The sequence below is a fragment of the Microcoleus sp. N9_B4 genome (assembly GCF_036701635.1).
Taxonomy (GTDB): Bacteria; Cyanobacteriota; Cyanobacteriia; order Cyanobacteriales; family Microcoleaceae; genus Microcoleus.
In genome coordinates this window covers 1-21,032 of sequence record NZ_JAUBRC010000039.1, presented here as the reverse complement: position 1 = coordinate 21,032, position 21,032 = coordinate 1, and the positions used below count along the sequence as shown (strand labels likewise).

The following is a 21,032-nucleotide window of genomic DNA, read 5'->3' as shown; positions in this document are numbered from 1 at the left end:
TTGGGGAGTTAAAGTGACCCCCTCCAATCGGAGGGGGAATCGTCGCCCACTAATAATTAAGCTGCTACGCATCTAAAGTATCTGTTGGTTGGGGAGGGGGAGAAAGAGAGGGGGAGAGGGGGAGAAAGAGAGAGGGGGAGAGACTTTGACGCTTTTCCCACAAAGATTGAAGTATACAATTTAAAGGCGCGACAGCTTATCCCCTGTTTGAAACTCACTAAAAAACTAACTGTTCGGTCAACGAGCTTTCCTGGTGTTCACACCTACCCGCTCTTAGATGTGCGGTAGTTGATATTAAAGTTGTGTATCTGCATCTCTTTTTTTTGAAGATGTAGAAGCTAATTCAACATCAACCTCTCTGAGGTATTTGATAAACTGAGAGCTGTTGTTTTCAGAAAGCTTCTTAATTATTTGACCTGTTTTCAAGTCAGCAGCTAAGACCGGATTATCAGCTTCATCTCTGACTAAACACCTAACATTGTTGCGAGATTGGGTAATAAAAGCTGTCCAGTTTCCCACAGGGATTGTAGTTTCTCCAGTTTGCTTATATGCTTCAGAAATCGCATCTTTCAGCAATTGTGAGAGGTGGGCGGGGCTGGCAGCAATGTCTTGGGGTTGAGACGGTGGTTTGTTTTGGGTAGGGGTTGGCGATACAAGCGATCGCTCTTGACAAGGAGTTGGCGATACGGATTGCGATCGCCCTTGACAAGGAGTTGGTACGACTTCTGAAAGTTCCTCAACTGATTCAATTAGTTGCACAGAACTAGGGTTGATGTTTAAGATCAGAGCGCTGCCTTTAGGCGAGGGTTCAATAGTGGCCTCAAAGGTAGTGCCGATCGGCAATTTAGGTGAATTAGCAGAGAACATGGCTAATTCTTGTCCGTCAAGGAGAACAATAGGGCTACCGTCGCGCCTTGAATCGGTACCGCTAACAGAACCCACCTCAAAAGTCAATGTTTTCTGCCTCCATTTGGGACTGCTAAAGTCAACATCTTTCAAGTCATTGTACTTCTGTCCAATCAGTTCAGCTCTGTCAAACTGAAAGGTTTGCAACTGCTGGCAAATTTCATCTGTAAACAAGTTGAGAACCAATGCTGCTTTAGGTGTTTGGTTTTGGGACTCAAGCCAAGTATAATCAGCAGGAGCTACAATGCGTGAACTGACATCTTTGGTGCGACCAAGACCATCACGATAGGTTAAGTCTAAACTGTCGATGTCGTTGAGATTTTCGCCAAATTTCCTCTCAAGAATTCCCACCAGTTTGTCGCTGGGTTCAATTAACGCAAAATTGACCATTGGCAGACTCAGATGCAAAGTTGCTTCATATTTAATGCCTTTGCTGTCTAACAATTCTTTCCAATGTCCAGCTAAGTCTTTGCCAACTGGCTGTCGCTTCTTATCCCTGACAGTCTTACCGCTGCCGTCCAGTTCAAATTCCTCGAAAGGGACGCTCAGAACGTAAGTGTCTTTTGGCATTGCTTCGTGCAGTCGCTCGTACTCAGGTTCAAGGGTGAATTCAATCACCAGTTGGCGAGAAAGTTCCTTACAAGCTTTGCGAGGAACTTCTAAGTTGGGATTTGCGGTTTCGACGTGCCACATCGCACTAGCAGCTAAAAACCGTTCTTCAGGGTCAGTCCAAGCTTCAGTTACATCGGCTCTTAAGCTCTCGTATAACTTGCTGACTGCTTCTTTAATTGCCTTAGAATCGCCGCCGCACTCCGAGTGAATTTCGCCCATCCTTTCTCGATAGCGTTCCTTAATATCTTGTGCCCACCTGACATAATATTTCTCCCATTTTTCTCGCTCATCTAAGTCAGAAGGAGACTCAAACAAGTAGCGAAATTCGTCGCGGTGGCGGCTTTTTAGACGAGTCGGTTCCCACTCTGGATTAACAGCCTCCTTAGCGATGCAATTGATAGCGGTGCCGTCTCCTATAGGTAATGGCACCGTTTTGTAAAGCCTGGGGTCGTCTTTGTAGTCAAATAGGTAGCTTGGGTGCTGTTCTGACCACTGCTTAGCCTTGGACAACAAGGTGGGGTGGTGGTCTTCTGTACGAGTAGCACTTTTGGGACTGTCCACTTCAATTTGCAGGGCATCAAACAGCTTTCCAAGAAGCTGCCGCTTCTGTTGATTGAATAAACTTTCTGGCTGTCCCGGTTCTGCTGCTGACGATTGCACTCTCCCGATTAAGGTAGCCACCCAGCCGATTTTATTTTGGGCGATCGCTACGGCAATTTGCCGCAATTTGGTATACTTGCGATCGCCATCACTATCGGTAGCTTTAGTGTAGTCAACTTTCTCTCGCTTCTCAACTGCATCGTACTCATTCTCTTGATTAGCGTGCCTGGTTTCAGAGGCGATATTCGGCATTCGGGAAGCAGGCGTAATCACTAATTGATCGCCATCAAAATCGCATTGGTGATGCTGCATGGCTTGGTCTGGGTGAATGAAAACGCACCCTTTGTATTTCGTTAATGCGCGATGGCTTTTGTTGTCTACTGTGTAGCGGCGGATGTTATCTTTACTGACAATTGGGTATCGGGTAACGATGACTTCTGTGCCGTGTCGCAAGTGGGGGGCCACAATTGTACCGGGTTGGAGGTTTTCACAAGGTTGAGCCATTGCTGAACCATGATGAATTGCTCCCTTAATTGCTAAGTCTTTCCACTTTTTAGCCAGTTGTTCTTGCATGAAATCGACGACTTTGGGAAAGTCGAGGAGTTGACCGAGTTTGTCGTTCCTCAAAATTGAAATTAGCCGGGATTCGTTGCGTTGGGCTTTTTCATCTGTTTCGTCTTCTAATCCGCTGCTGTCTTCGTGAAGGCTAGATTGAAAAGCAGCTTTTTTGTCGTGCTGCTCCACTAAGTATTTGGCAAGTTGCAGCCGGTTATTTTGCAAGTCAGCTAGCTTTTGGGCTTCAATTTTGGTCGGTGTGGCTATGTCAGCCCCAATAGCTGCTTCGGAATACCAAATCGAAAATTGCCAGGAATTTTCGTATTCAGTTACTTTGGCGTTGCCTCGGTTTCCCAGTATAGCTTTGGGAAATTCGTAGTCGCCACAGGGGATAAGTTCAGCTAATTGCTCTTTAGCAACTCCTTTGATAGAGGAGCGATCCATAATGATATCATAATCCAAGTCGGAGGTTAAATTAGCATCAGGCAACAGCGTTCCTTTGGCAAGAAAGCTAATTTCTGGAGTGTGGCAGTCTTCTTGTCCCCATTCCTGCATCCAGGCAAATCTGAATTGAAAAGGTCGGTTGTAATTCCCTCCTAATTGTTGGGCTAGTGCCGGTGAAATTTTACCGTGACAGTCTCCGGTTTGCCACTTATGAGCTTTCGCTTTTTCACTTTGGTCATCGCTTTGAGAATCAACAATTTTGAGTCGCAAGGTTTCGCCGTCAAGGGAGCTATCTAACAATTTGGCTCCTTGGTTGCAACTGCTAACTAGCAGTGAGCCGTAGCGACAGGCGTGGTCGGGTTGGGTTTTGAATACGCTCAACAGTTGGGTTGAGAGTTCAATGTCTGCAAAGTACACATTTTTGCCGGAGCTGAAAGCAACTCTTCTGGTAATACCATCTCCGAAATCGATGTTTTTCAGAGGGTCGAAGCTGCTATCATTTTGGTCTGGTTTAACGATGGTTAGGGATGCTAATTCTTCAGGTTCAAAAAGCAGTTCAAGCAGGGAGTTACGCAGCACTTCTGATTCAGCTTGGTACCGCCCCTTTGCTCTACCGTCAGCCAAGGACATATCAAAGACTGGGATTTTTAGTCCTTCCCCAGCTACCCATTCTGTGGAGCGATATTCTGGGGTAAGTTTTCTTCTGCTCATTGATTAGCTCCTGAATCCTAGTTTTTACATTTTTAGGACTTACGCACAGTAATAGTCCCGATTTTGACAAGGTTGTTACTTCACAAATTCCTGCTACTGAGTGATATTCTCCCCCTCCAATTGGAGGGTTTAGAAGAAAGAAGTAGCGTGTTACAATCAGAATGACAATCCCAATGTGGAGAAAAAAAGTGAAAGTAGTTCGCACAACTACGGCTATGGAAAGCCAACGGGATTATTTCTCTGATAGCGATAGCGATGCACTTGCTCGCGTTGCTTTTGGAGAAGGTGAAAACAGTCAGCAGTTTGGCGGTTTGAGTTTTGATGCTGACGGGGTTATTAAAGGTAGAGCATCAACGTTGTTCAACGTCACCGAAGAACAAGTGGAGAACCCTCAATACTGGATTGATTTATAAGAGATACCGACCGAAATTAAGTCTTCGCTCTTACAAAACAAACGTGTCACATTGTAATACCATTTCTAAAAAGTCTTGCTACAATTTGCATCGTTGGGTTTATTTCACGAAATCAACCTACTGTTGCTACTGTTGCATGACTTTTCATAAATGGTATAATTCGGAGGGGTCTAATTCGGATATGTCTAATAATTCAGGTGTCAAATCAAGGCCTTCCTGACACCTGAAGAGATGGCTAACGCCGTTTTTTGGACGGCGTTTTATCCGAAGAACGACTCTCAAGCGTCTGGTTGGCTTGAAGAGAGTGCAAATTGTTACCGGGAAGCAAGCTGTAAACCACTTTGCGCTTGCGAAAAACCCTAGTGCCATCTACAGGCATTCCTTGTTTCCAAGCGTCTGAAATCGCCTTTTTGTCGGCAGAAATTACGATTTTTGTTTCGACTCGGCGATAGGGTTCTGGCAGTTGAGATGGGTCAATCAAAACTTCACAGGTAGGCGGATTTTCCTTGACAGTAATGCGGCGGTGTTTGCCAATAACTTCGGAAGTTAACACGCCGCACTCGTTGAAGTAGAGAACGGTTTTGTCTAAGCGCTCTCTCCACCCCTGGAGTTTGTTGAGAGCTCTTGAATGCAGTTCTATCAAATACTGCATTCGCGCTGTAATTCCTGCAATTTCGGCATCAATTTGGTCGGCTAAGTCGGCATGGGCATCAACAGCGAGTTCCTGGGTTTCTTGGGTTTGCCAAAGGGATTGCAGCAGTTGGTCGATTTCTTCTGAGCTTTCTGCAGATTCTAGTTGATGCCAAACTTGAGCCGCAGTTATTGAACTTTGAGCAAGCGTCGCTGTGGCTAAATTCATGCTTAGTATCCTCCGTTGATGCAGGTGTGATAATAATCGCGGCGTTCTTCGAGTTGAGTAAGCGCAGCCATTGTTTCCGGGTCGGATTTAAGAGAGATTTGTTTGTCCTTTTGAATTTTGCTAACTGGTTGAGAATGAGTTAAATTTTGTGAGTTTGACTGGGTGATTTTTTGCATACAATTCAAAAAACTTTCTTAAAAATAGCGCGACCGCGCTCTTAAAAAAAGGAGTATTTAAAGTTATGAATTATCCTATAGTTTTTTACCCAAAAGTGGTAATGCAATTCTGCCATCAATATCCTTTGCCAGAGGCAACTTCTAGTTGTGCCACCTCATCCCAACTTCAAGAAACTCAACAATTCGAGCAACCTGTTGTTTTGCTGACTCCGCCTCAACCACCTGTGGTGTTACCTGTCAAGTTGCTGTGGTTAATTTGGGTGTTTTGGCTCTATGGTGCGATCGCACTTCCGCTATTAGCTATTTCTTGGGGTTGGCTGTGGTGGGAAATGCTGTTGGTAGTAGCTGCTTATTCATGTTTAATTGCGGCTGCTTATAGTTATGTGTTTGGTTGTCGCCAAAAGCTGGTATCCAGGTATAAGCAGCAAGTTCTTGAGTACAAACAACAAGAGATGTTATCCCAACAAGAGATATTATCCCAACAAAAAAGATTATCCCAACAAGAGATATTATACCAACAAGAGATATTATCCAACCAACAGCAGGAATTTTCTAGTTTTAAGCTAGGAAAAGAAGGGTTGCAGACAGTTTTTAAAAGTGTAAAAATTGACTTACATCACAGAAATCGAGCGCTCAAGGATTTGATGTCACTTCGGGTTAGTCCTAATGGCACATCTCAAGCTCGGCAAGGAGTGAGTGAACAACGCTTTTTGCAATACTTACAGCAATATTTCGAGGAAGTTGTCCAAGCAGCAGAGTTTAAAATTCCGTTATCTCAGAGGAGCTATTCAGCAGATTTTACTGTAATTCACACTCCATCTGGACTCGGAATTGATGTCGAGATTGATGAACCTTATGCTGGCAAATCTAAGAAGCCCACTCACTGTTGCGATGCTGACAGGGATATGCGCCGCAATCAATTATTCTTAGAGTGGAATTGGATTGTGGTTAGGTTTACTGAAAAGCAGGTGGTTCAGGCTCCTTTGAGCTGCTGTAAATTCCTGGCGATTGCGATCGCCTTTGTAACGGGCGATCGCTCTTATTTAAAGCAACTGGAAACTCAACCCGATTTGCTGAGCGTCAAACCTTGGACAACAAGAGAGGCAAGGGCTATGGCTAAAAGCAACTATCGCCTTACTTATTTACCTGGATTTGGTGTCGGTTCTGCTTGCGATCGGCTTTCAAAGTTTTGATTAAGCACACGCAATATCCGAGTTATTGACTGCGATAAATGTTTATAATTAATACAAAGGAGATAAAATAGATATGCTGTCATTTGAAGAGGGGTTCATTGAAAGTCAACAACTCAACCAAAGACTTTTGCAAACGATTCGCTTAGTTGGAGAGTACAAGGGAAAGCAGGAGTTATTTAAGCAACAAGCGCCACAAGTTTTAGGCACTTTGCGCCAAGCTGCGGTTATTCAGAGTACCGAATCTTCTAACCGCATTGAAGGAATTACTGTGCCGCTAGAACGGATTAAGAAATTAGTAACTGAAAAAACAACGCCGCGCGATAGTTCAGAACAAGAAATTGCGGGTTATCGGGACGTGCTAACTACAATTCACACCAATTATACCCACATTCCTTTTAGTACAGGGTTTATTTTATCAGAAAAATTGGGTTTAAAGCCCCGTCCTTCTAGGACGGCTTTAGTTTCTATAAAGTGTAAAGAATGATTAAACATACGCATTTTGTAAACATAGTGTTTCGTAATACGGTAAGATATTTGAATGATAACATTAGAGTTTAAGTTGAAAGCCAAAGGGAAGCAATACCGAGTCATTGACGAGATGATTAGGACGGCTCAATTTGTCCGAAATAAAACTCTTAGGTATTGGACAGAGAATCAAGGGGTTAAGTTAGTTGACCTGTACAAACAATGCGCCATTATGGCAAAAGAGTTTGAATGGGCAGGTAAGCTTAATTCGATGGCACGTCAGGCTTCTGCCGAACGTGCCATTTTTGCTATCCAACGTTTTTGGGCTAATTGCTTTCGCCAAGAAACCAGGAAAAAAGGGATACCCGCAGTTCAATTAGAGGGTTGCAGGAAAGGTGTCCGACAGTGGGCATTGATTTAATTCGCCGTTTATTGCGCCGGGAGAGAGATGCTGGGCGTTTGCAATGTCGGGGGCGAGGGGTAGATGCTCGCTGGCAAAAGCAGTAGCTACAGAACTTATGCACAAGCAACTGCGTGTTGAGTAGAATCATAAAACTCAACACTCAGTTGCAACTATTTATGCAATTAGTAAGTTGTACTGCATTTAAATTGTAGAGCTCAATGACCTTCAAAAATTGTCAAATCCTCTCTCCCTCGAACACCATAGACCAATATGCTTGGGTTAAGAACAATCTGACTTTTAAAAGATGCATATATTGCCATAAAATCGTAACAGAGATAGAATTCGTTAGAGAGCGTTAACCCAAGCGTATTGCACCATAGACAATAGAGTTGCATTGCATTTATTCGCTCTTCAATCAGGAAATTATCTGCGTTTATTTGCGTTGAGCTGTCTTGAATCTGCGGTTAACCTATTAATCAAAGATTTAGGCAATTCAAGTCTAATCTAGATGCACAACAGGTTATTAGTTAAGTGCTGCTTCTGCATCGAGTTTGTTAACCTGCTGTCGCCCGAACAATTCTTGTGAAAGTTCGGGCCACCTTTCCAGAGTGGGGTCTTTTGCGACTACCAACTGTGCTGCTTTCCTAGCTTGCTCTAGTATGGCCTGGTCGTTGATTAAATCAGCCTTGGCAAATTCTGGCAGTCCCGCCTGCTGGGTTCCTAATACCTGACCTGGCCCTCGCAATCTCAAATCCATTTCTGCTAGAAAGAAGCCGTCTTGCGAAGTTTCCATTATCTTGAGCCGCTCTCTAGAATTATTTGATTTGGAATCGCTTACCAACAAGCAGTAAGATTGTGCCGTGCTCCGTCCTACCCTGCCTCTGAGTTGGTGCAATTGTGACAAGCCAAATCGTTCCGCGTGTTCGATTAACATGACTGTGGCATTGGGGACATCAACTCCGACTTCAACAACCGTCGTAGAGACGAGAATTTGAGTTTTATGGGCAATAAAGTTGGCGATTTCTGTTTCTTTCTCGGCGGAATTCATGCGACCGTGTAGCAGCCCGATATTGACATTGCGGAAAATATTTTCCCTCAAGTACCGATGCTCCTCAATGGCGGCTTTGAGGTCAAGCCGTTCAGATTCTTCGACAAGTGGCAGAATGATGTAGGCTTGATAGCCCAGTTGGATTTGTTGTCGAATTATTTCGTGAGCTTTGTGGCGAGTTCTACTCGTAAATAGCTGAGTTTGAATTGGCTCTCTCCCCGGTGGCAGTTCGTCCAGCAGGCTGATGTCTAAATCGCCGTGCAGTGTCAGGGCTAAAGTTCTAGGGATGGGTGTGGCGGTCATTGTCAGAATGTGAGGGCTAATGCCTTTTTGCTGCAACTTGAGCCGCTGTTGAACTCCAAATCGATGCTGTTCGTCGATCGCCACAAAACCCAGTTTCTTAAAGCTTACAGTATTTTGAATCAGTGCGTGAGTACCGATTAGCAAGGGAAGAAGCCCCAAGTTTAATCCTTTGGCAATTTCTTGACGAATCTTAGCTGTTGTGGAGCCTGTTAACAGCGTTACAGACAATCCCAGCGGCTCAAACCATTCACTGAGTTTGCGGTAGTGTTGGGAGGCTAACACTTCAGTCGGTGCCATTAGTGCTGTTTGATAACCGGATTGAATTGCTGCAAGGATGGCGACTGCTGCTACTACTGTTTTGCCGGCACCGACATCTCCTTGTACTAAGCGATTCATCGGAGTTGGTTTGCTCATGTCTGACAGAATTTCGGCAATGACTCTTTGCTGTGCTTTGGTTAGGGTAAAAGGTAAATTCTTGTAAAGTTTTCTGAGCTGTTTTCCTGTTGAGTTTAGGGAGTATCCTGGCTGTTGTTGCAAGGTATATCGGTGCTGCAATAGCCTTAATTGCAAGTAGAAAAATTCATCGAACACTAAGCGGTGGCGGGCAGATTCGAGGGTATTGCTGTCTGGGGGACAGTGAATATGTGCGATAGCTTTTTGGAGAGCTATTAACCCAAAACGTTTGCGAAGTCGTTGTGGCAGCGGGTCTTCAATAAAACCAACACAGTCAAGTGCTGTACGAATACAATGCCGGACTAGCTCGTTAGTTATGCCTTTAGTTAAGCGGTAAACTGGTACAATAGAGGTCGTGCTGGCTTTAGCATCTTCAAAGCTAACAACTTTAACTGTTGGGTTGCTGATGGTTTTACCATAGCTATCTTGTTTGACTTTTCCTGTCACTAATACAATAGCACCTTGTTTGTAAAGTTCGGCTTGGTGGGAACGCCATAGTTGCGATTGGTAATAGCTGTGGTTGTAAAATTGAGTGCAAACTATTCTGCCGGTTTGGTCGCAGACAATCCATTTTTGTAATGTAAGTTCTGGTTTAGTACGGCAGTCGAAGATACTGTGGTTGATAATTTTGCCTGCAATTGTTACGCAATCTCCTGTTTTTGTCTCAGCAATCCGAGTGCGTTTGAAGGCGAGATGTTCTCTAGGAAAATAGTAGAGTAGGTCTGCAATGGTGCGAAGACCTAGTTTTGCTAATTTTTGAGCTTCTGGAACAGCAATCCCAGACAAATGTTGTAAGGTGAGAGTTAAATCCATATTTTTGAAGGGATTTGAATTGGCTGAGAGTTAGCCGCGAACGCGGCTCATTTCCCGAGGGCTAATCCATCTATCAACAAGGAGGAAAATTTTGGTTGGCGTGGCTGAATTTGGGTATTAAATTTGTAGGGGCAATCACCCCGTAGTTGCCCACCGCTGACGTGACGGGTAAGCACTCTTATAATTAGGGCTTGCTAAAAAAGTGTACAGAGTGGATAAACGAGACTACAACACTTCGGACAGTTTTCTATCGCTAACGGTATAATGAGGGTTTCAGGCTTTCGTCAAGCTCGGATACAAACGGTAGAATGGCACTTTCAGGCTCTCATTCAAAAACTGTCCGAAGTATTGAGACTAGACAGCTTGAAAAATAGTAGGTTCGTTGCCTAATTCCCAAATTTACCCAGAGACTTCCCTGTGAAAGTCCAAGGGTTTTGAACCTCGCTTATCTTATAACTTGTACTTGTTCGAGCCCAAAAAGATTGAAACCCTTATCTGGTCTGCCTTCTGTTTTTATTCAGTCAGCCCTAATTACGTATAGGCAAAATAATACTTTGATTCAGCAGCGCCACAAAACCTTTCTGGCGTAGTTTTTGGAATTTATAAGATTTTAAACAGAAGAGATTTATGGCAATAATTAAGACAGTTTGAGGCGCCTTTATTTAAGCATAAATGAGTAAAATTTCAATTTTTATTTAATTGGCTGGTAATCGGAATATTTCAAAGCCAAAGCCAAAAAAGGTTCTGTATAATACAAAGCAAGTTGATTGCTAGGGCCATTAAAAACTGCATCAAAGGCGTGTTCAGCCCAAGGAATTTCGAGCAAAATAGTACGCGCGGCGAAGCTATCCCGTAGGGAATCGCCCGTGGCTCGCAATCGTTCCTAGAGCGATCGCCCAAACTTAGCCTGAACGATATGATCGCGACCTGCATAAACCAGTAGGCAAGGGGGAAGATTGGGTTTAATATAATTAATGGGGGAAGCCCGGTGGTAAAGCTCATTGAGTTCGTTTGGGGTTCCTCCCAGAAAGGCACGCAAGACGGCTCGAACGTCGATCGCATCAGGAAAAGATGGGTCATTGTATCCCCCAATAAGGTCGTTTGGCCCGTAATAGTTCACCACTGCTCTAACTGGAAGCACACTAGAATCATAAGCAGTTAGCATTGCTAAATGGGCACCTGCAGACCTTCCCATCAAAGCAATTCGATCGAGATCGATGGACCAATCACCAGCATGAGTTTTGATATAGGAAAGAGCGGCTTGTACATCCTCAAGCTGAGCAGGAAATCGATACTTGGGAGCGTGGCGGTAAGCAATTGCAACCACACAATAGCCTTGGGCGGCCATGTAGCGGCTGAATTCCTCATTGGAATCGGGATTGCCTCTCTGCCAAGCTCCCCCGTAGAGTGTGATAATCGCCGGATATTTGCCAATTTCCACCGGCCGATAAAGGTTTAGTTGCAGTGAAACTCCGTCAGGGTTGGCAAATCCAATAGCCCGATCGATCCTAACCTCTCTAATCGGAATTCCCCGGAACGCATCTGCTAGGATAAACGGTTGAGGGTGTAGCTGCGCGCGTAGAGCTTGAGGAACGGTTGCTAAATAGTTTGTTCCTAGAACTGCTTGCATTTCGGTAGCTATTGCTGCATTGGCTTCTGGGAATTGCATCAGGGGAAGCAGGCTCAGAATTAGGGCGAACAGGTTACAAATCGGTAAAATAATGTAGACTTTGCGTTGATGTCGTCTGGGCCGGTTCAGCAGAAGGGCGATCGCATTGATACCGACTAACCAAGGACTAATTTCTGGTGCTCCCACCGCCAAAGGGTACAGAAACAGCGTGGGTGCTGGTACGATGACCCATAAACTGAGAAATAGCGCGATCGCACTCAAGAACCAAGGGATAAATTGCGAGATTAAGAACGCTGCCAATAATGGTAACTTTTTGCGGCTATTCTTGGGGAGCATCGGATTTTCTGCTCCTAATTTTTAATCAGCTTAAACTAATATGGCGGTTACTACTAAGTGTGAGGTATGGTAGCAGTAATCTGTAAACCAGCTAGCCAGGATTTGAGAGAGAATTAAGTAGGTCAAAGATACAGAACGATAGTTCACGCCTACACGCATTTGTAGGACAAAACAGTTCCGGTCAAGCATCAGTGTTGCAAACATTGCATTATCTTAGTTTACCAAATTTGTGCAAATAGGGCAGAAGCGTTTGTGGTTCTTTTGCCTCTTGATTGTTCTCTCAAAACTTTTGTCTGCAACCCAGCATTCTGCCAGAACAAATTTTATTCCGCGTTCTCGGGCTGCGCCGCAAAACTTAGCCCCTCTGCCTTTTTTATGCTGATAAAGCCTTTCGTCCAAATCTTTAGTCCAGCCGACATAGTGTTGAGACGGACGAGTCGGACATATCGGCTGCTCAAAGTGCAGGAGATATACATATCCTGCTATTGTGTTTGCCATTTTTGAATGTGGTTTTAATGTTGGCTATTGGCTGCCGGAGAAACAAACTTGTCTCTCCGGCATAATTGAATTACCAGTCGATTTTTAGCTCGCAGTTTTTGTGGCTGCCGTTGCTGCTACCATTGCTGCTGTCGTTGTTGCTGTCGTTGTTGCTATCGTTGTTGCTTTCGAGAGGGAATTGGAAGTTTAATGCCAGCAGTTCTTGTTCAATAATTGACTTTCGATCTTGGACTTTTTTGTCTCTCACAAGTCGCAGAGCGTGGATTATTTTGTCGAGCGTTTGATAGCTTGTTTGTTGAAAATTCAGTACAAGTGTTGTTTCCTTGCCCATGATGTACAGTTCGTTTTCTGTTTGGTGGACGCAGGTTAAATTATTGAAGTAATAGGTGTAGGTTTGCGATAGTTCCATTTTTTTTTCCGATGCTTTATTTTTGGGCGCGACAGCGCTCATAAATTTGTTTTTTCGTAAATGTTAGTGAGTACGATAAAATGTATAAATAATTTATTTTTACCCATGTTGACTCACAAATTATTTGAGCAAGCACGGCCTCAATTTACTTAATAGTTACGCCAAAATAGTTGATAAATACGTTAAAAAAGCTGTCAAAATTAGTGGTAGCAATATCAGTAATTGGTATTCCTGCCTGGTAAGAATAATTGGGGGGATAAAACGGTTTACCCACCGTTATCAAAACCCTGAGATGCCAGAACTACCCAGTAATTTATGTCGCAACCAGGAAATTTGTTAGCTAGCGCTTTTATTTAATAAAAATCAAATTTTTAAGTGGCAATAACTAATCCAGTTCGAGGTTTTGGGTGTGCGGTTTATGCTGTTGGTGATTTTGTTTATGAGTTGGCTGTTCTTGTTCAATTAATTGTATCCAGATATCATTCCAACTTGACGGTGGATTGACAAGTTCTGCATCCGGTAGCAACGAGATCGCATTTCGAGCGAGCTGAGAATTTTCGGCAATCGCTATAATAACGCTATCGAGTTCTTGTAAGAATTGTATAGGTAGTTGTGAAGCTCGTTCAATTCCTAGGTAAATTGTGGGTGGTGCTGTTGTAGAGTTATCCTGTTCAATAAGCAAAAGTGAAAGGGCTTCGATTGGGTTACAGGCAATTACAGCTCGCTCAATTTCTCCGGTAGTGGCTACCCAGAAAGCAGCTTCAGATGACAGGGGATGGGTTGTAGTAAAGTTGCCTCTTTCATCGAGGACAAAAGCGAGCCTGGGTTCCCCCTCAAGCGTCCGTCCTGTAAAGACAGCCTTTTCTGAGCCGGCATACAGCCAAGAATGAGAGTGCAATAAATCGAGCAATTCTAAAGGTAAACTGTACTCGACTGCTAGATGCGATCGCACTTTTTGCCACTGAGTTTCATTCCTTTCAGGCAGGATTGACAGTTGTAACTCTAGCTCATTTGCTGTTGCAGGAATTGCAGGTGTAGTTGTTTCTAGCTCAGATTGTGACGACTCTAACTCATTTGCTGTTGCAGGAATTGCAGGCGCGGTTGCTACTAACTCGGATTGTGACGACTCTAACTCATTTGCTGTTGCAGGAGTTCCAGGTGCGCCTGCTACTAACTCGAATTGTGACAACTCTAATTTATTTTCTCTTGCAGGAGTTGCAGGTGCGGTTGCTACTAACTCGGATTGTGACGACTCTAGCTCAGTTTCCTCTGCCTCACTGAGGGCGATAGCTAAGTGTTGTGGCTGCATTAAAGCCTCAATTAGGGCGTTATCTCGCCCTTTGTCATAGCTAACGCCTCGATGCTTCTGCAATCCAGAAAAAGTGTAGGCTTTACCCAACTGAGTGCCACTTAAAGCGACCCCATCTAAATTGTAAGAAATGCCTTTACTCAAGCCGATTCCAGTTCGAGTCAATCCGACTTGCACCTCTACGCCTTGTTGCTGCAACCGCTCAACGAATTCTGGCATACTTGGGTTGTCTTGGGTAACTTCATCAATTAGGTCTTGTAATTGCACCCTGACGCTCTGGTTTCCCTTGCTTTTTAATTGCCTGTGTTCTCCTGTAGTCTGAGCTCGTTTGTCTGTTTCCCAACTGGGTGTAACAGTTTCCAGGCTGTAGTTCCGTTCGAGTTGGCGAATAGTTTCTTGGCTTTTGTAATAATCCCAGCTATCGTCAACGACACCTCCATCTAGACAAATGCGACTGGCGACGATGTGAATGTGGTCGTGTTGTGTATCGCTGTGCTTGACAACTGCGTATTGGTTGTTGTCAAATTCCATCGCTTTCATGTAGTTGGCTGCAATCGCCAGCCAGCGTTGGTCATTTTCTTCAGAATCTTCTAGTTTTTCGGTGCTATCGACAGATAAAGTGGCGTGAAAAACTGCTACTTTCAGGTTAGGTCTTAGTTGTCGGGCGATCGCAAATTCAGCAGCCAGTTCTTCAGGAGTTTGTCCGCACATAGTACCGCCAATTAGAGCGGCGTCTTTTTTGCCCAGCACGTAGTTCAGACAGCCCCGAAAGCCTGTACCTTTAATTTGTTTGCCAATCATAACCGTTTCGCAGTAGGTTTATTACATCAATTTCTCAGGCTTGTTAAAAATTAGCGGACTGTAGAATTGGTAAGGTTTGCAACTATTGCTTTAATTGTAGCTTGGTTCTCTCGAATGAGTTGCTGTACGCTTTCTAAGAGTCCTTTATTGACAACAACTGGTTCTCCCAATGCCACAGCACTATTGCAAGCTTTAGTAATTTGATTGAGGTTGTTTCCTGCAATCCTCAATTGGGTATCAATCTTGCACAAAACTTGATAGGCTTTCAAGTCAAATGCAGCTAGAGGGCGTGGCATGGTTCTCCTCAAAGCTGCACGGCGCATGAAGTCGCTCATGCTTAAATTTACTTGCTCTGCTCTTGCTTTGATTTGATTGTAGTCAGAGTCAGTTAGGCGAATGTGAATATGGTTGGATAGCAGCTCTCTAGGTTTGACGGACGGTAAAGTCTTCATAGTTTTTAATCAGTAAAAACCTCTTACCAAGATACAAGTTAACAACTGTAATCGACAAGCGCTATTCAGGTGATTTTATCCCCCCCAATTGGAGAGGGCTGTTTAGACAGTTTATTAAGGTAGAGACTGAGTATAATTTTCTTTATTTGTATAGAATAGTGGATTTAGGTGCGATCGCACTTGAATAAGTGATGAGCTTGTTGAATTGCTTTTGAAGCATTTTCTCCCTCTAATTTCTTAGAGCTATAGAATATTCAGCTTAAATCGTAGTACAAATAGTTACAGTTGTCATTAAAGCTAAAGAAAGTATTAAACCCGACCTTACGGTTAGGCTTCCGTAAAAGGAGGGTGCATTATTTCTCTTCCTGCACGTAAAAGTGCGGTTTGTGATCACAAAACCATTGCTTGCTACTAATCAAGAACAGCCAAAAGCAGCCTCAACCAGCAAAGGCAGTCTCTGCACAAAAAAGCAGTAATTTGACCGAAAAAGTCAGGCATTTGCAGGATATTTACAGGGATTTGCAGGTAAAGTGCACCCCCTGCAAATACCTGCACTTGCCTGACTTTATACTGCAAATCCCTGACTTTATACTGCAAATCCCTGACTTTAGCTGACGCAACAATTAGCTAATTTTTTAGCGTTTTTAACAACAAGTGGATTGACTTAATAGTCAAGTTGTGGCATCGGAATTGAATAAAAAATCAAGTTGAGCAAGTGTGAGAAAATTGGCAGGTAGCTAAAATTTATGAAGTGATTTTGTAGTGTAGTACCCACTATGCCAGCAATAAAGCTGAGGCTGGACTATCTGGTTTTTGCGTTCCGTTGAGGCTGTTCGCGAGTGTAAGGCTTACCTCGATCGAGTGTCCGCTGCTGTCTATTGCTAGCAGTTAACTACTAAACTACCATCGCCAGCCTTTCAATTCTTTGCAAGAGCAAGCGAGTGCGACCTGAATTTTTAGCAACGGGTGAGAGGAAAGCAGGCGCGATTTCGCACAGATTTGCAAGCTCGGCTCGAAACCATCCTGATAAAAATGCTTTCACTTCATAGTCAGCTTGTTGCACTTCCTCGAACAAACTAAAACGCCCGTCAAGCAGTGCCACAATGTCTTCAATATCAGAACTAAAATAAAAGTTACCCCCGCCTCTACCCATGAAAGCTTCTATTTTGGAAGCGAGGAGATAAGGCGTTGAAAAAATTAGGATTTGCCTACCACTTGGAAGTTGGTAGCGAATAGAGTTAGCAATGCCCGGCCTGTACCAGCGATTGGAAAACCCTAATACAGAGGAGTCGCACGGCATGACATCAATTGAAATGCCCTCATACTGCCAGCGACATAGGGGTGCACCTGATTCTGTAGTCTCTTGAAGCCCAAGGGTTCGCAACAAGTTCGAGAAGTTGTAATATTCAGCTCTGGACATGATTTCGACAACACAATCAACATCATCGGTAGGTCGAATGTCAGGAGCAGCCACTTCGTCCAGATACAGGGATATCGTTGCTCCTCCTGTGAAGACGATGGTAGTGCGTACTTGAGAGAGTATCCGGGCGACTGTTTCCAGCATGAATATCTGCTGATTCATAGAGCGACGATCCTCTTTTCAAGTTCGCTAGCGGCTAAACGTTGCTCCCGCACCCGACCAACTCGAATAGCGTCAATCAAGCTGAGCAAGGCGTAGAGTTCTGGATCGTTACTGGCAGCTTGGGGGACTGAGCGGTACAGAGGCGCGATTGCCTGCCCTCTCACGACACCTTGAGGGTCAGGCCAGACGTAAACCTCAGACGGTGAGGCAACCAGCTTGCTTTTCAACGGCTCAGCAGAATGTGCAGTTGGCAATCCCCGCGAGAGGGGGCCTGGCTGGGCGTAGAATACATAGCGCAACCCGTGAACCAAGAATTCCAACACCGCTTGCTTCAAAATTTTCCGCTCGGAGCCATAATACAGACCCGCAGCTTCAGAACGCTCAAGGGCAGCATGAACTTCTGATGCGCTCATGCCCAAGCTTTGAGCGAGAGAACTGTACGTCCAGTTCGTTGAATCCCAACTGTGGACTTTGAGTATTGCAAGGATATCTTGGGGTTTTAGCATAGCGGATGAGCGAGCGCATTGTTTCCTTTATTCTATATTCGCGAATAGCGAATAATTAAGGTGTGGCGACTTTAATTTACTGCGAGGCGTTCGTTGAAGGGCAATCGCCATGTAGCCAATACAGCGCTCGCCCCGGCCGCTTGAAGCCGTTGTAGGTAGGAGCGATCGCACTATAAGTTTCAGAAAACTTAGCCGGAACTTTCCTTTACCGGTATCGGTATAAATATATCTCCCAACATTGCTATTGCTACGACTGTTCCTCACTTTTTTTCCTAGCTTCCTATCAGGCATAAAATTTAGTTTACAAGAGAGCGAGTGAGGTTCGCTCCGCTAAGCGTGCGATCGGGACAGTTGGGGCAATTGACGCCGATGCTGTCACAAGGGTCTCCACAACAGCAGGAGCAATGTTCGTGCAATCAGCACAGTTGGATATCGGGTAAAAATCAAGTCGCTTGACACCTAGGATGCCCCATTCATCAGGGTGTATTATTTTTTTTCTGCACGCATTAATCATGGTTTGCGATCGCAAAACCATTGCTTGCTACCGATTGAGAACAGCCAAAAGCAGCCTCAACAAGCAAAGTCACGAAGAGCACAAAAAAGCAGTAATTTGACCGAAAAAGTCAGGCATTTGCAGGATATTTACAGGCATTTGCAGGTAAAGTGCACCCCCTGCAAATACCTGCACTTGCCTGACTTTATACTGCAAACGCCTGACTTTATACTGCAAATCCCTGACTTTAGCGCTCCACAACAATTAGCTATTTTTTAGCGTTTTTAACAACAAGTGAATTGACTTAATAGTCAAGTTACGGTATGGTAAGTTGAATTAAAAATCAAATTTCAGAAGTGCGAAAAAATTGGCAGCGTAGCAGCCGTTATGTCAGCCTTGGCAGTTGCATAAATTGCTGTTGTCGGACTCGCGCTTTGCAATCGGCTAAACTGTTGGTATGAAGGCAGGTTAAGAGCAGACCCTAATACGGTGTCTTAATGGCGAGAGCGTCTGTGATCGTTGCAATTAGGTCAAGGAAATCAAATTTACCCATCTAGGACTTAGAAGTGCTACTGCTAGGTCAGGAGATGAGACAGACGCTAGAGAGTTGGCGATCGACCTAACTAGGACAGGATGCGGAATGACTGCCAGGTTTTGTAGCTACCAAAACGCCTGTCATTAAACTTCAGCTTTTCGCTCGCAGCCTGCGTGGTCTCAACTTGTGATCGAAATTCCACCAACTGTTGAACCTGTTGAACCTTCAGCTTTTCGCTCGCAGCCTGCGTGGCCTCAACTTGTGATCGAAATTCCACCAACTGTTGATTTTGAGCCCGTACCTTTTCTAATTCGTTTTCGTGCCTAATTTTCAGAACGAGGTTGCTTGCATCTGCTGCACGTACACTGCTGGGAATGCTGGTTCCCAGGTCTAGAGAGACGGCGATGTGTGTCTTGTTAGTAACCATTTTGTTGATGTTTGTAATTTTGTTCTGTGTTTAATATCAACAAAGATTTATCAGGATAGGGCTTTTTCCTAATATCGAAGCGACGCGCGAGCAACCAGACACTCATTAGGCGACCGGCTCACGCGCTGCCCGTTGTGCGGATGGTTTCTAAGATGGCCTCGACTGTTTCAGGGGAATACTTCGGCATTGAGTGCGCTAACGATATGTGTGCCCATATTAGCCCACCGGCCCCGGCTTTCTGGGGAGTACCCATCTCTAGTGGGGTGCCGGTGTATCCCTGTAAAAATTTGCAAGATTGGTTTGCGCCACCTCATCTGCCGGAAACAGGCTTTCAATCCGCAGTTCCTGCAACGTGATGTCATGAGGAGTACCTAACGTGGCGATCGCCGAAAATAAGTTAAGGCTCAGTCCGTCTTTGACAAACTGTACCGTCAACAAGGGTAGTTGCCAGGTGCGGGGTAGAGATTGCTGCCACAAGCGGGGGGCATCTGGATAAGCTTGTAGTTCTTGAAAAAGAGCCATAGATTCGTCGCTATGTCCATCGACGAACGCTTCTCGATACACCCGTTGCATCAGATGGCTAGCAATTTCTTCCCAATTCCCCACAAACGGCTTGAACCCTTGAGGATGAAACATCAGCCGCATCAGATTAATCCTGCCGTTGATGCAGAAATGGTGTTGCAGCTTCTCTGGATGAACTAACCAATTGGTAAGCTGTTGCGCGGCTGTATTGCTCTGGATTAAATTCCAATAACGATCCATTACTAATGCCGGATAGGGTTCTTGCTGGCGCAAGATAAACTCTATGGCTTTGCGGATCGGTTCAACTTCAGGCGCTGATAAATCGCTTTGGGAATAAATCGGCGCAAAGCCCGCCGCCGTGAGCATGATGTTTTGATCGCGCAGAGGAACATGTAGCACAGCCGCCAGTTGCAGTACCATATCCCGGCTGGGATTAGCTCTGCCTGATTCTAAGAAGCTGATATGCCGCTGAGAGACATTGCCAGCTAAAGCCAAATCGAGTTGACTCAAACCGCGTTGATTGCGCCAGTGTTTGAGCAGATTCCCAAAGGATGCGTCTCGGTTTGGAGTTGATTGCGTTGAGGTTGAAGCGCTCGCCATTTTACTATCCTTATTACCTCGTAGGTAATTGTTTATATTATCTCGGAGGGTGACAATCAGAGCAACAGGGTTGATGACGAACTTTTACGCTTCGCCAAACCAAGTCCCTGTTGAAGTGCTGATAACAAAAGGAAAGTGAACCTATGTCCAATGCAACTTATCTACAGCGGCAACTACCTACATCCAAAAAATTTCTGTCAACCCAATCGCTTTATCTGCTGCTAACGATTATTGGTGCGATCGCGCCTTGGAGCTTTCTGCTGAAGTTCTTTCTCCAGAATGGTCTTGATCTCGATTTATTTTTCCAGAATGCGTTCGCTAATCATGTCGCTTCTGCCGTAGCAATAGATTTGCTCATTTGTGCAGATGTCTTCTTCTGTTTTTCATTTATTGAGCTAAAGCGATTAGGTTTGTCTCGTCGCTGGTTGTTTGTTTACGTTGTCGCTACTTTTGGCATTGGTGTATCTTGTGCTTTGCCTTTATTTTTATATTGGCGCGAACGAGCGTTAGAAACCCTAAAGTTTGAGCATTAAGCTCTACGTAAAGACTTTCTGACTACAGCTCCGCGTTATCGTCTTACCAACAGTTTTTATGGTCGAGTAAAGGGAGTAATAATGGAAAGAAGAAGGGGAAGAAAACCATGCTTAAAAACCTAGGATTGAAGGAGCGACTTATCAAAGATAATTGCACAAGCTATAGACCCTAAAAAATCATGTGTGGTCAAGTTTGAAAAACCTCTTTGTATCCGTTGGCTAGCTCAAACTCCAAGGGTGGGAGAAGATAAAGTTCCGCTTTTATGTATATGCTCGCAGATGGTAATGCAGGGATTTTGATCTATTTCACCTGTTTTTCCTGCACATTACTACCTTTCTTCGTCCGAAAACCCATACAGTGTTTACTTGTAAGGATTCAGGTCTAAACCAGGGGTATTAAAGAGGGGGTCTGCACAGCAGGATTAACCCTCGCTTTGATAGCTTG

The 21,032-nt window shown here is 44.5% G+C and carries 19 protein-coding genes; 5 read left to right on the top strand and 14 right to left on the bottom strand.

All coding sequences use genetic code 11. The features are described 5' to 3' along the window. Positions 1–294 precede the first annotated feature (294 nt). Positions 295–3,828: a hypothetical protein gene (locus tag QUA43_RS22790; RefSeq protein ID WP_333373169.1), complete on the bottom strand. Its 3,534-nt coding sequence runs from the start codon at positions 3,826–3,828 to the stop codon at positions 295–297. A 188-nt stretch (positions 3,829–4,016) separates the two neighbouring features. Between QUA43_RS22790 and QUA43_RS22785 the strand changes: the two genes are divergently transcribed. Then, complete coding sequence (locus QUA43_RS22785) at positions 4,017–4,241, top strand: hypothetical protein (RefSeq protein WP_015179627.1); 225 nt, start codon at positions 4,017–4,019, stop codon at positions 4,239–4,241. 235 nt (positions 4,242–4,476) lie between these two features. On the opposite strand, the gene QUA43_RS22780 is transcribed toward QUA43_RS22785, so the two are convergent. Further along, complete coding sequence (locus QUA43_RS22780) at positions 4,477–5,100, bottom strand: siphovirus Gp157 family protein (protein WP_333148362.1); 624 nt, start codon at positions 5,098–5,100, stop codon at positions 4,477–4,479. Between the two features lie 2 nt (positions 5,101–5,102). Next, positions 5,103–5,276, bottom strand: a complete 174-nt coding sequence (locus QUA43_RS22775) for a hypothetical protein (RefSeq protein ID WP_015179625.1) — start codon at positions 5,274–5,276, stop codon at positions 5,103–5,105. Positions 5,277–5,341: 65 nt separating this feature from the next. Here QUA43_RS22775 and QUA43_RS22770 point away from each other — a divergent pair, with 65 nt between their 5' ends. From QUA43_RS22770 to QUA43_RS22760, 3 genes are all read left to right on the top strand, one after another. Beyond that, positions 5,342–6,469 (top strand): hypothetical protein, encoded by a 1,128-nt coding sequence (locus QUA43_RS22770; RefSeq protein WP_333148364.1) that lies wholly within the window; start codon positions 5,342–5,344, stop codon positions 6,467–6,469. A gap of 73 nt (positions 6,470–6,542) precedes the next feature. Continuing rightward, positions 6,543–6,953 carry a hypothetical protein gene (locus QUA43_RS22765; RefSeq protein ID WP_333147739.1) on the top strand — a complete coding sequence of 137 codons (411 nt, stop codon included), beginning with the start codon at positions 6,543–6,545 and terminating at the stop codon, positions 6,951–6,953. Positions 6,954–7,007: 54 nt separating this feature from the next. Further along, complete coding sequence (locus QUA43_RS22760) at positions 7,008–7,355, top strand: transposase (protein WP_333147741.1); 348 nt, start codon at positions 7,008–7,010, stop codon at positions 7,353–7,355. Between the two features lie 505 nt (positions 7,356–7,860). Here QUA43_RS22760 and recG read toward each other — a convergent pair. From recG to QUA43_RS22710, 11 genes are all read right to left on the bottom strand, one after another. Then, entirely contained in the window at positions 7,861–9,954 is a 2,094-nt protein-coding gene (gene recG, locus QUA43_RS22755) for an ATP-dependent DNA helicase RecG (protein WP_333147743.1), read from the bottom strand. A gap of 691 nt (positions 9,955–10,645) precedes the next feature. Further along, entirely contained in the window at positions 10,646–10,831 is a 186-nt protein-coding gene (locus QUA43_RS22750) for a hypothetical protein (RefSeq protein ID WP_333147746.1), read from the bottom strand. A 6-nt stretch (positions 10,832–10,837) separates the two neighbouring features. Further along, positions 10,838–11,920, bottom strand: coding sequence for an alpha/beta hydrolase (locus QUA43_RS22745; RefSeq protein WP_333147748.1), 1,083 nt, complete (start codon positions 11,918–11,920; stop codon positions 10,838–10,840). Positions 11,921–12,133: 213 nt separating this feature from the next. After that, the gene (locus QUA43_RS30945) at positions 12,134–12,418 is read right to left on the bottom strand and encodes a GIY-YIG nuclease family protein (RefSeq protein WP_333147750.1); all 285 of its coding nucleotides are present in this window, start codon (positions 12,416–12,418) and stop codon (positions 12,134–12,136) included. Positions 12,419–12,488: 70 nt separating this feature from the next. Then, complete coding sequence (locus QUA43_RS22740) at positions 12,489–12,827, bottom strand: hypothetical protein (protein WP_333147752.1); 339 nt, start codon at positions 12,825–12,827, stop codon at positions 12,489–12,491. Between the two features lie 385 nt (positions 12,828–13,212). After that, complete coding sequence (locus tag QUA43_RS22735; protein WP_333147754.1) at positions 13,213–14,937, bottom strand: relaxase/mobilization nuclease domain-containing protein; 1,725 nt, start codon at positions 14,935–14,937, stop codon at positions 13,213–13,215. Positions 14,938–14,987: 50 nt separating this feature from the next. Beyond that, a complete protein-coding gene (locus QUA43_RS22730) occupies positions 14,988–15,389 on the bottom strand; it encodes a plasmid mobilization protein (protein ID WP_333147757.1) in 402 nt (133 codons plus the stop codon). Between the two features lie 895 nt (positions 15,390–16,284). Then, positions 16,285–16,971: a hypothetical protein gene (locus tag QUA43_RS22725; RefSeq protein ID WP_333147759.1), complete on the bottom strand. Its 687-nt coding sequence runs from the start codon at positions 16,969–16,971 to the stop codon at positions 16,285–16,287. Next, positions 16,968–17,477 carry a hypothetical protein gene (locus QUA43_RS22720; protein ID WP_333151769.1) on the bottom strand — a complete coding sequence of 170 codons (510 nt, stop codon included), beginning with the start codon at positions 17,475–17,477 and terminating at the stop codon, positions 16,968–16,970. The genes QUA43_RS22725 and QUA43_RS22720 overlap by 4 nt, the downstream gene beginning before the upstream one ends. Positions 17,478–18,593: 1,116 nt before the next feature. Next, the gene (locus tag QUA43_RS22715; RefSeq protein ID WP_333142746.1) at positions 18,594–18,932 is read right to left on the bottom strand and encodes a hypothetical protein; all 339 of its coding nucleotides are present in this window, start codon (positions 18,930–18,932) and stop codon (positions 18,594–18,596) included. Positions 18,933–19,187: 255 nt separating this feature from the next. Next, the gene (locus QUA43_RS22710) at positions 19,188–20,054 is read right to left on the bottom strand and encodes a helix-turn-helix transcriptional regulator (protein WP_333142747.1); all 867 of its coding nucleotides are present in this window, start codon (positions 20,052–20,054) and stop codon (positions 19,188–19,190) included. A gap of 143 nt (positions 20,055–20,197) precedes the next feature. On the opposite strand from QUA43_RS22710, the gene QUA43_RS22705 reads away from it, so the two are divergent. Next, positions 20,198–20,587: a DUF2834 domain-containing protein gene (locus QUA43_RS22705; RefSeq protein WP_333142749.1), complete on the top strand. Its 390-nt coding sequence runs from the start codon at positions 20,198–20,200 to the stop codon at positions 20,585–20,587. Positions 20,588–21,032 lie beyond the last annotated feature (445 nt).

Excerpts from the sequence above, each read along its gene's own strand:
- QUA43_RS22790 (WP_333373169.1), bottom strand. The coding sequence starts at position 3,828 with ATGAGCAGAAGAAAACTTACCCCAGAATATCGCTCCACAGAATGGGTA.
- QUA43_RS22780 (WP_333148362.1), bottom strand. The coding sequence starts at position 5,100 with ATGAATTTAGCCACAGCGACGCTTGCTCAAAGTTCAATAACTGCGGCT.
- QUA43_RS22775 (WP_015179625.1), bottom strand. The coding sequence starts at position 5,276 with ATGCAAAAAATCACCCAGTCAAACTCACAAAATTTAACTCATTCTCAA.
- QUA43_RS22770 (WP_333148364.1), top strand. The coding sequence starts at position 5,342 with ATGAATTATCCTATAGTTTTTTACCCAAAAGTGGTAATGCAATTCTGC.
- QUA43_RS22765 (WP_333147739.1), top strand. The coding sequence starts at position 6,543 with ATGCTGTCATTTGAAGAGGGGTTCATTGAAAGTCAACAACTCAACCAA.
- QUA43_RS22760 (WP_333147741.1), top strand. The coding sequence starts at position 7,008 with ATGATAACATTAGAGTTTAAGTTGAAAGCCAAAGGGAAGCAATACCGA.
- recG (WP_333147743.1), bottom strand. The coding sequence starts at position 9,954 with ATGGATTTAACTCTCACCTTACAACATTTGTCTGGGATTGCTGTTCCA.
- QUA43_RS22745 (WP_333147748.1), bottom strand. The coding sequence starts at position 11,920 with ATGCTCCCCAAGAATAGCCGCAAAAAGTTACCATTATTGGCAGCGTTC.
- QUA43_RS30945 (WP_333147750.1), bottom strand. The coding sequence starts at position 12,418 with ATGGCAAACACAATAGCAGGATATGTATATCTCCTGCACTTTGAGCAG.
- QUA43_RS22740 (WP_333147752.1), bottom strand. The coding sequence starts at position 12,827 with ATGGAACTATCGCAAACCTACACCTATTACTTCAATAATTTAACCTGC.
- QUA43_RS22735 (WP_333147754.1), bottom strand. The coding sequence starts at position 14,937 with ATGATTGGCAAACAAATTAAAGGTACAGGCTTTCGGGGCTGTCTGAAC.
- QUA43_RS22730 (WP_333147757.1), bottom strand. The coding sequence starts at position 15,389 with ATGAAGACTTTACCGTCCGTCAAACCTAGAGAGCTGCTATCCAACCAT.
- QUA43_RS22725 (WP_333147759.1), bottom strand. The coding sequence starts at position 16,971 with ATGAATCAGCAGATATTCATGCTGGAAACAGTCGCCCGGATACTCTCT.
- QUA43_RS22720 (WP_333151769.1), bottom strand. The coding sequence starts at position 17,477 with ATGCTAAAACCCCAAGATATCCTTGCAATACTCAAAGTCCACAGTTGG.
- QUA43_RS22715 (WP_333142746.1), bottom strand. The coding sequence starts at position 18,932 with ATGGTTACTAACAAGACACACATCGCCGTCTCTCTAGACCTGGGAACC.
- QUA43_RS22710 (WP_333142747.1), bottom strand. The coding sequence starts at position 20,054 with ATGGCGAGCGCTTCAACCTCAACGCAATCAACTCCAAACCGAGACGCA.
- QUA43_RS22705 (WP_333142749.1), top strand. The coding sequence starts at position 20,198 with ATGTCCAATGCAACTTATCTACAGCGGCAACTACCTACATCCAAAAAA.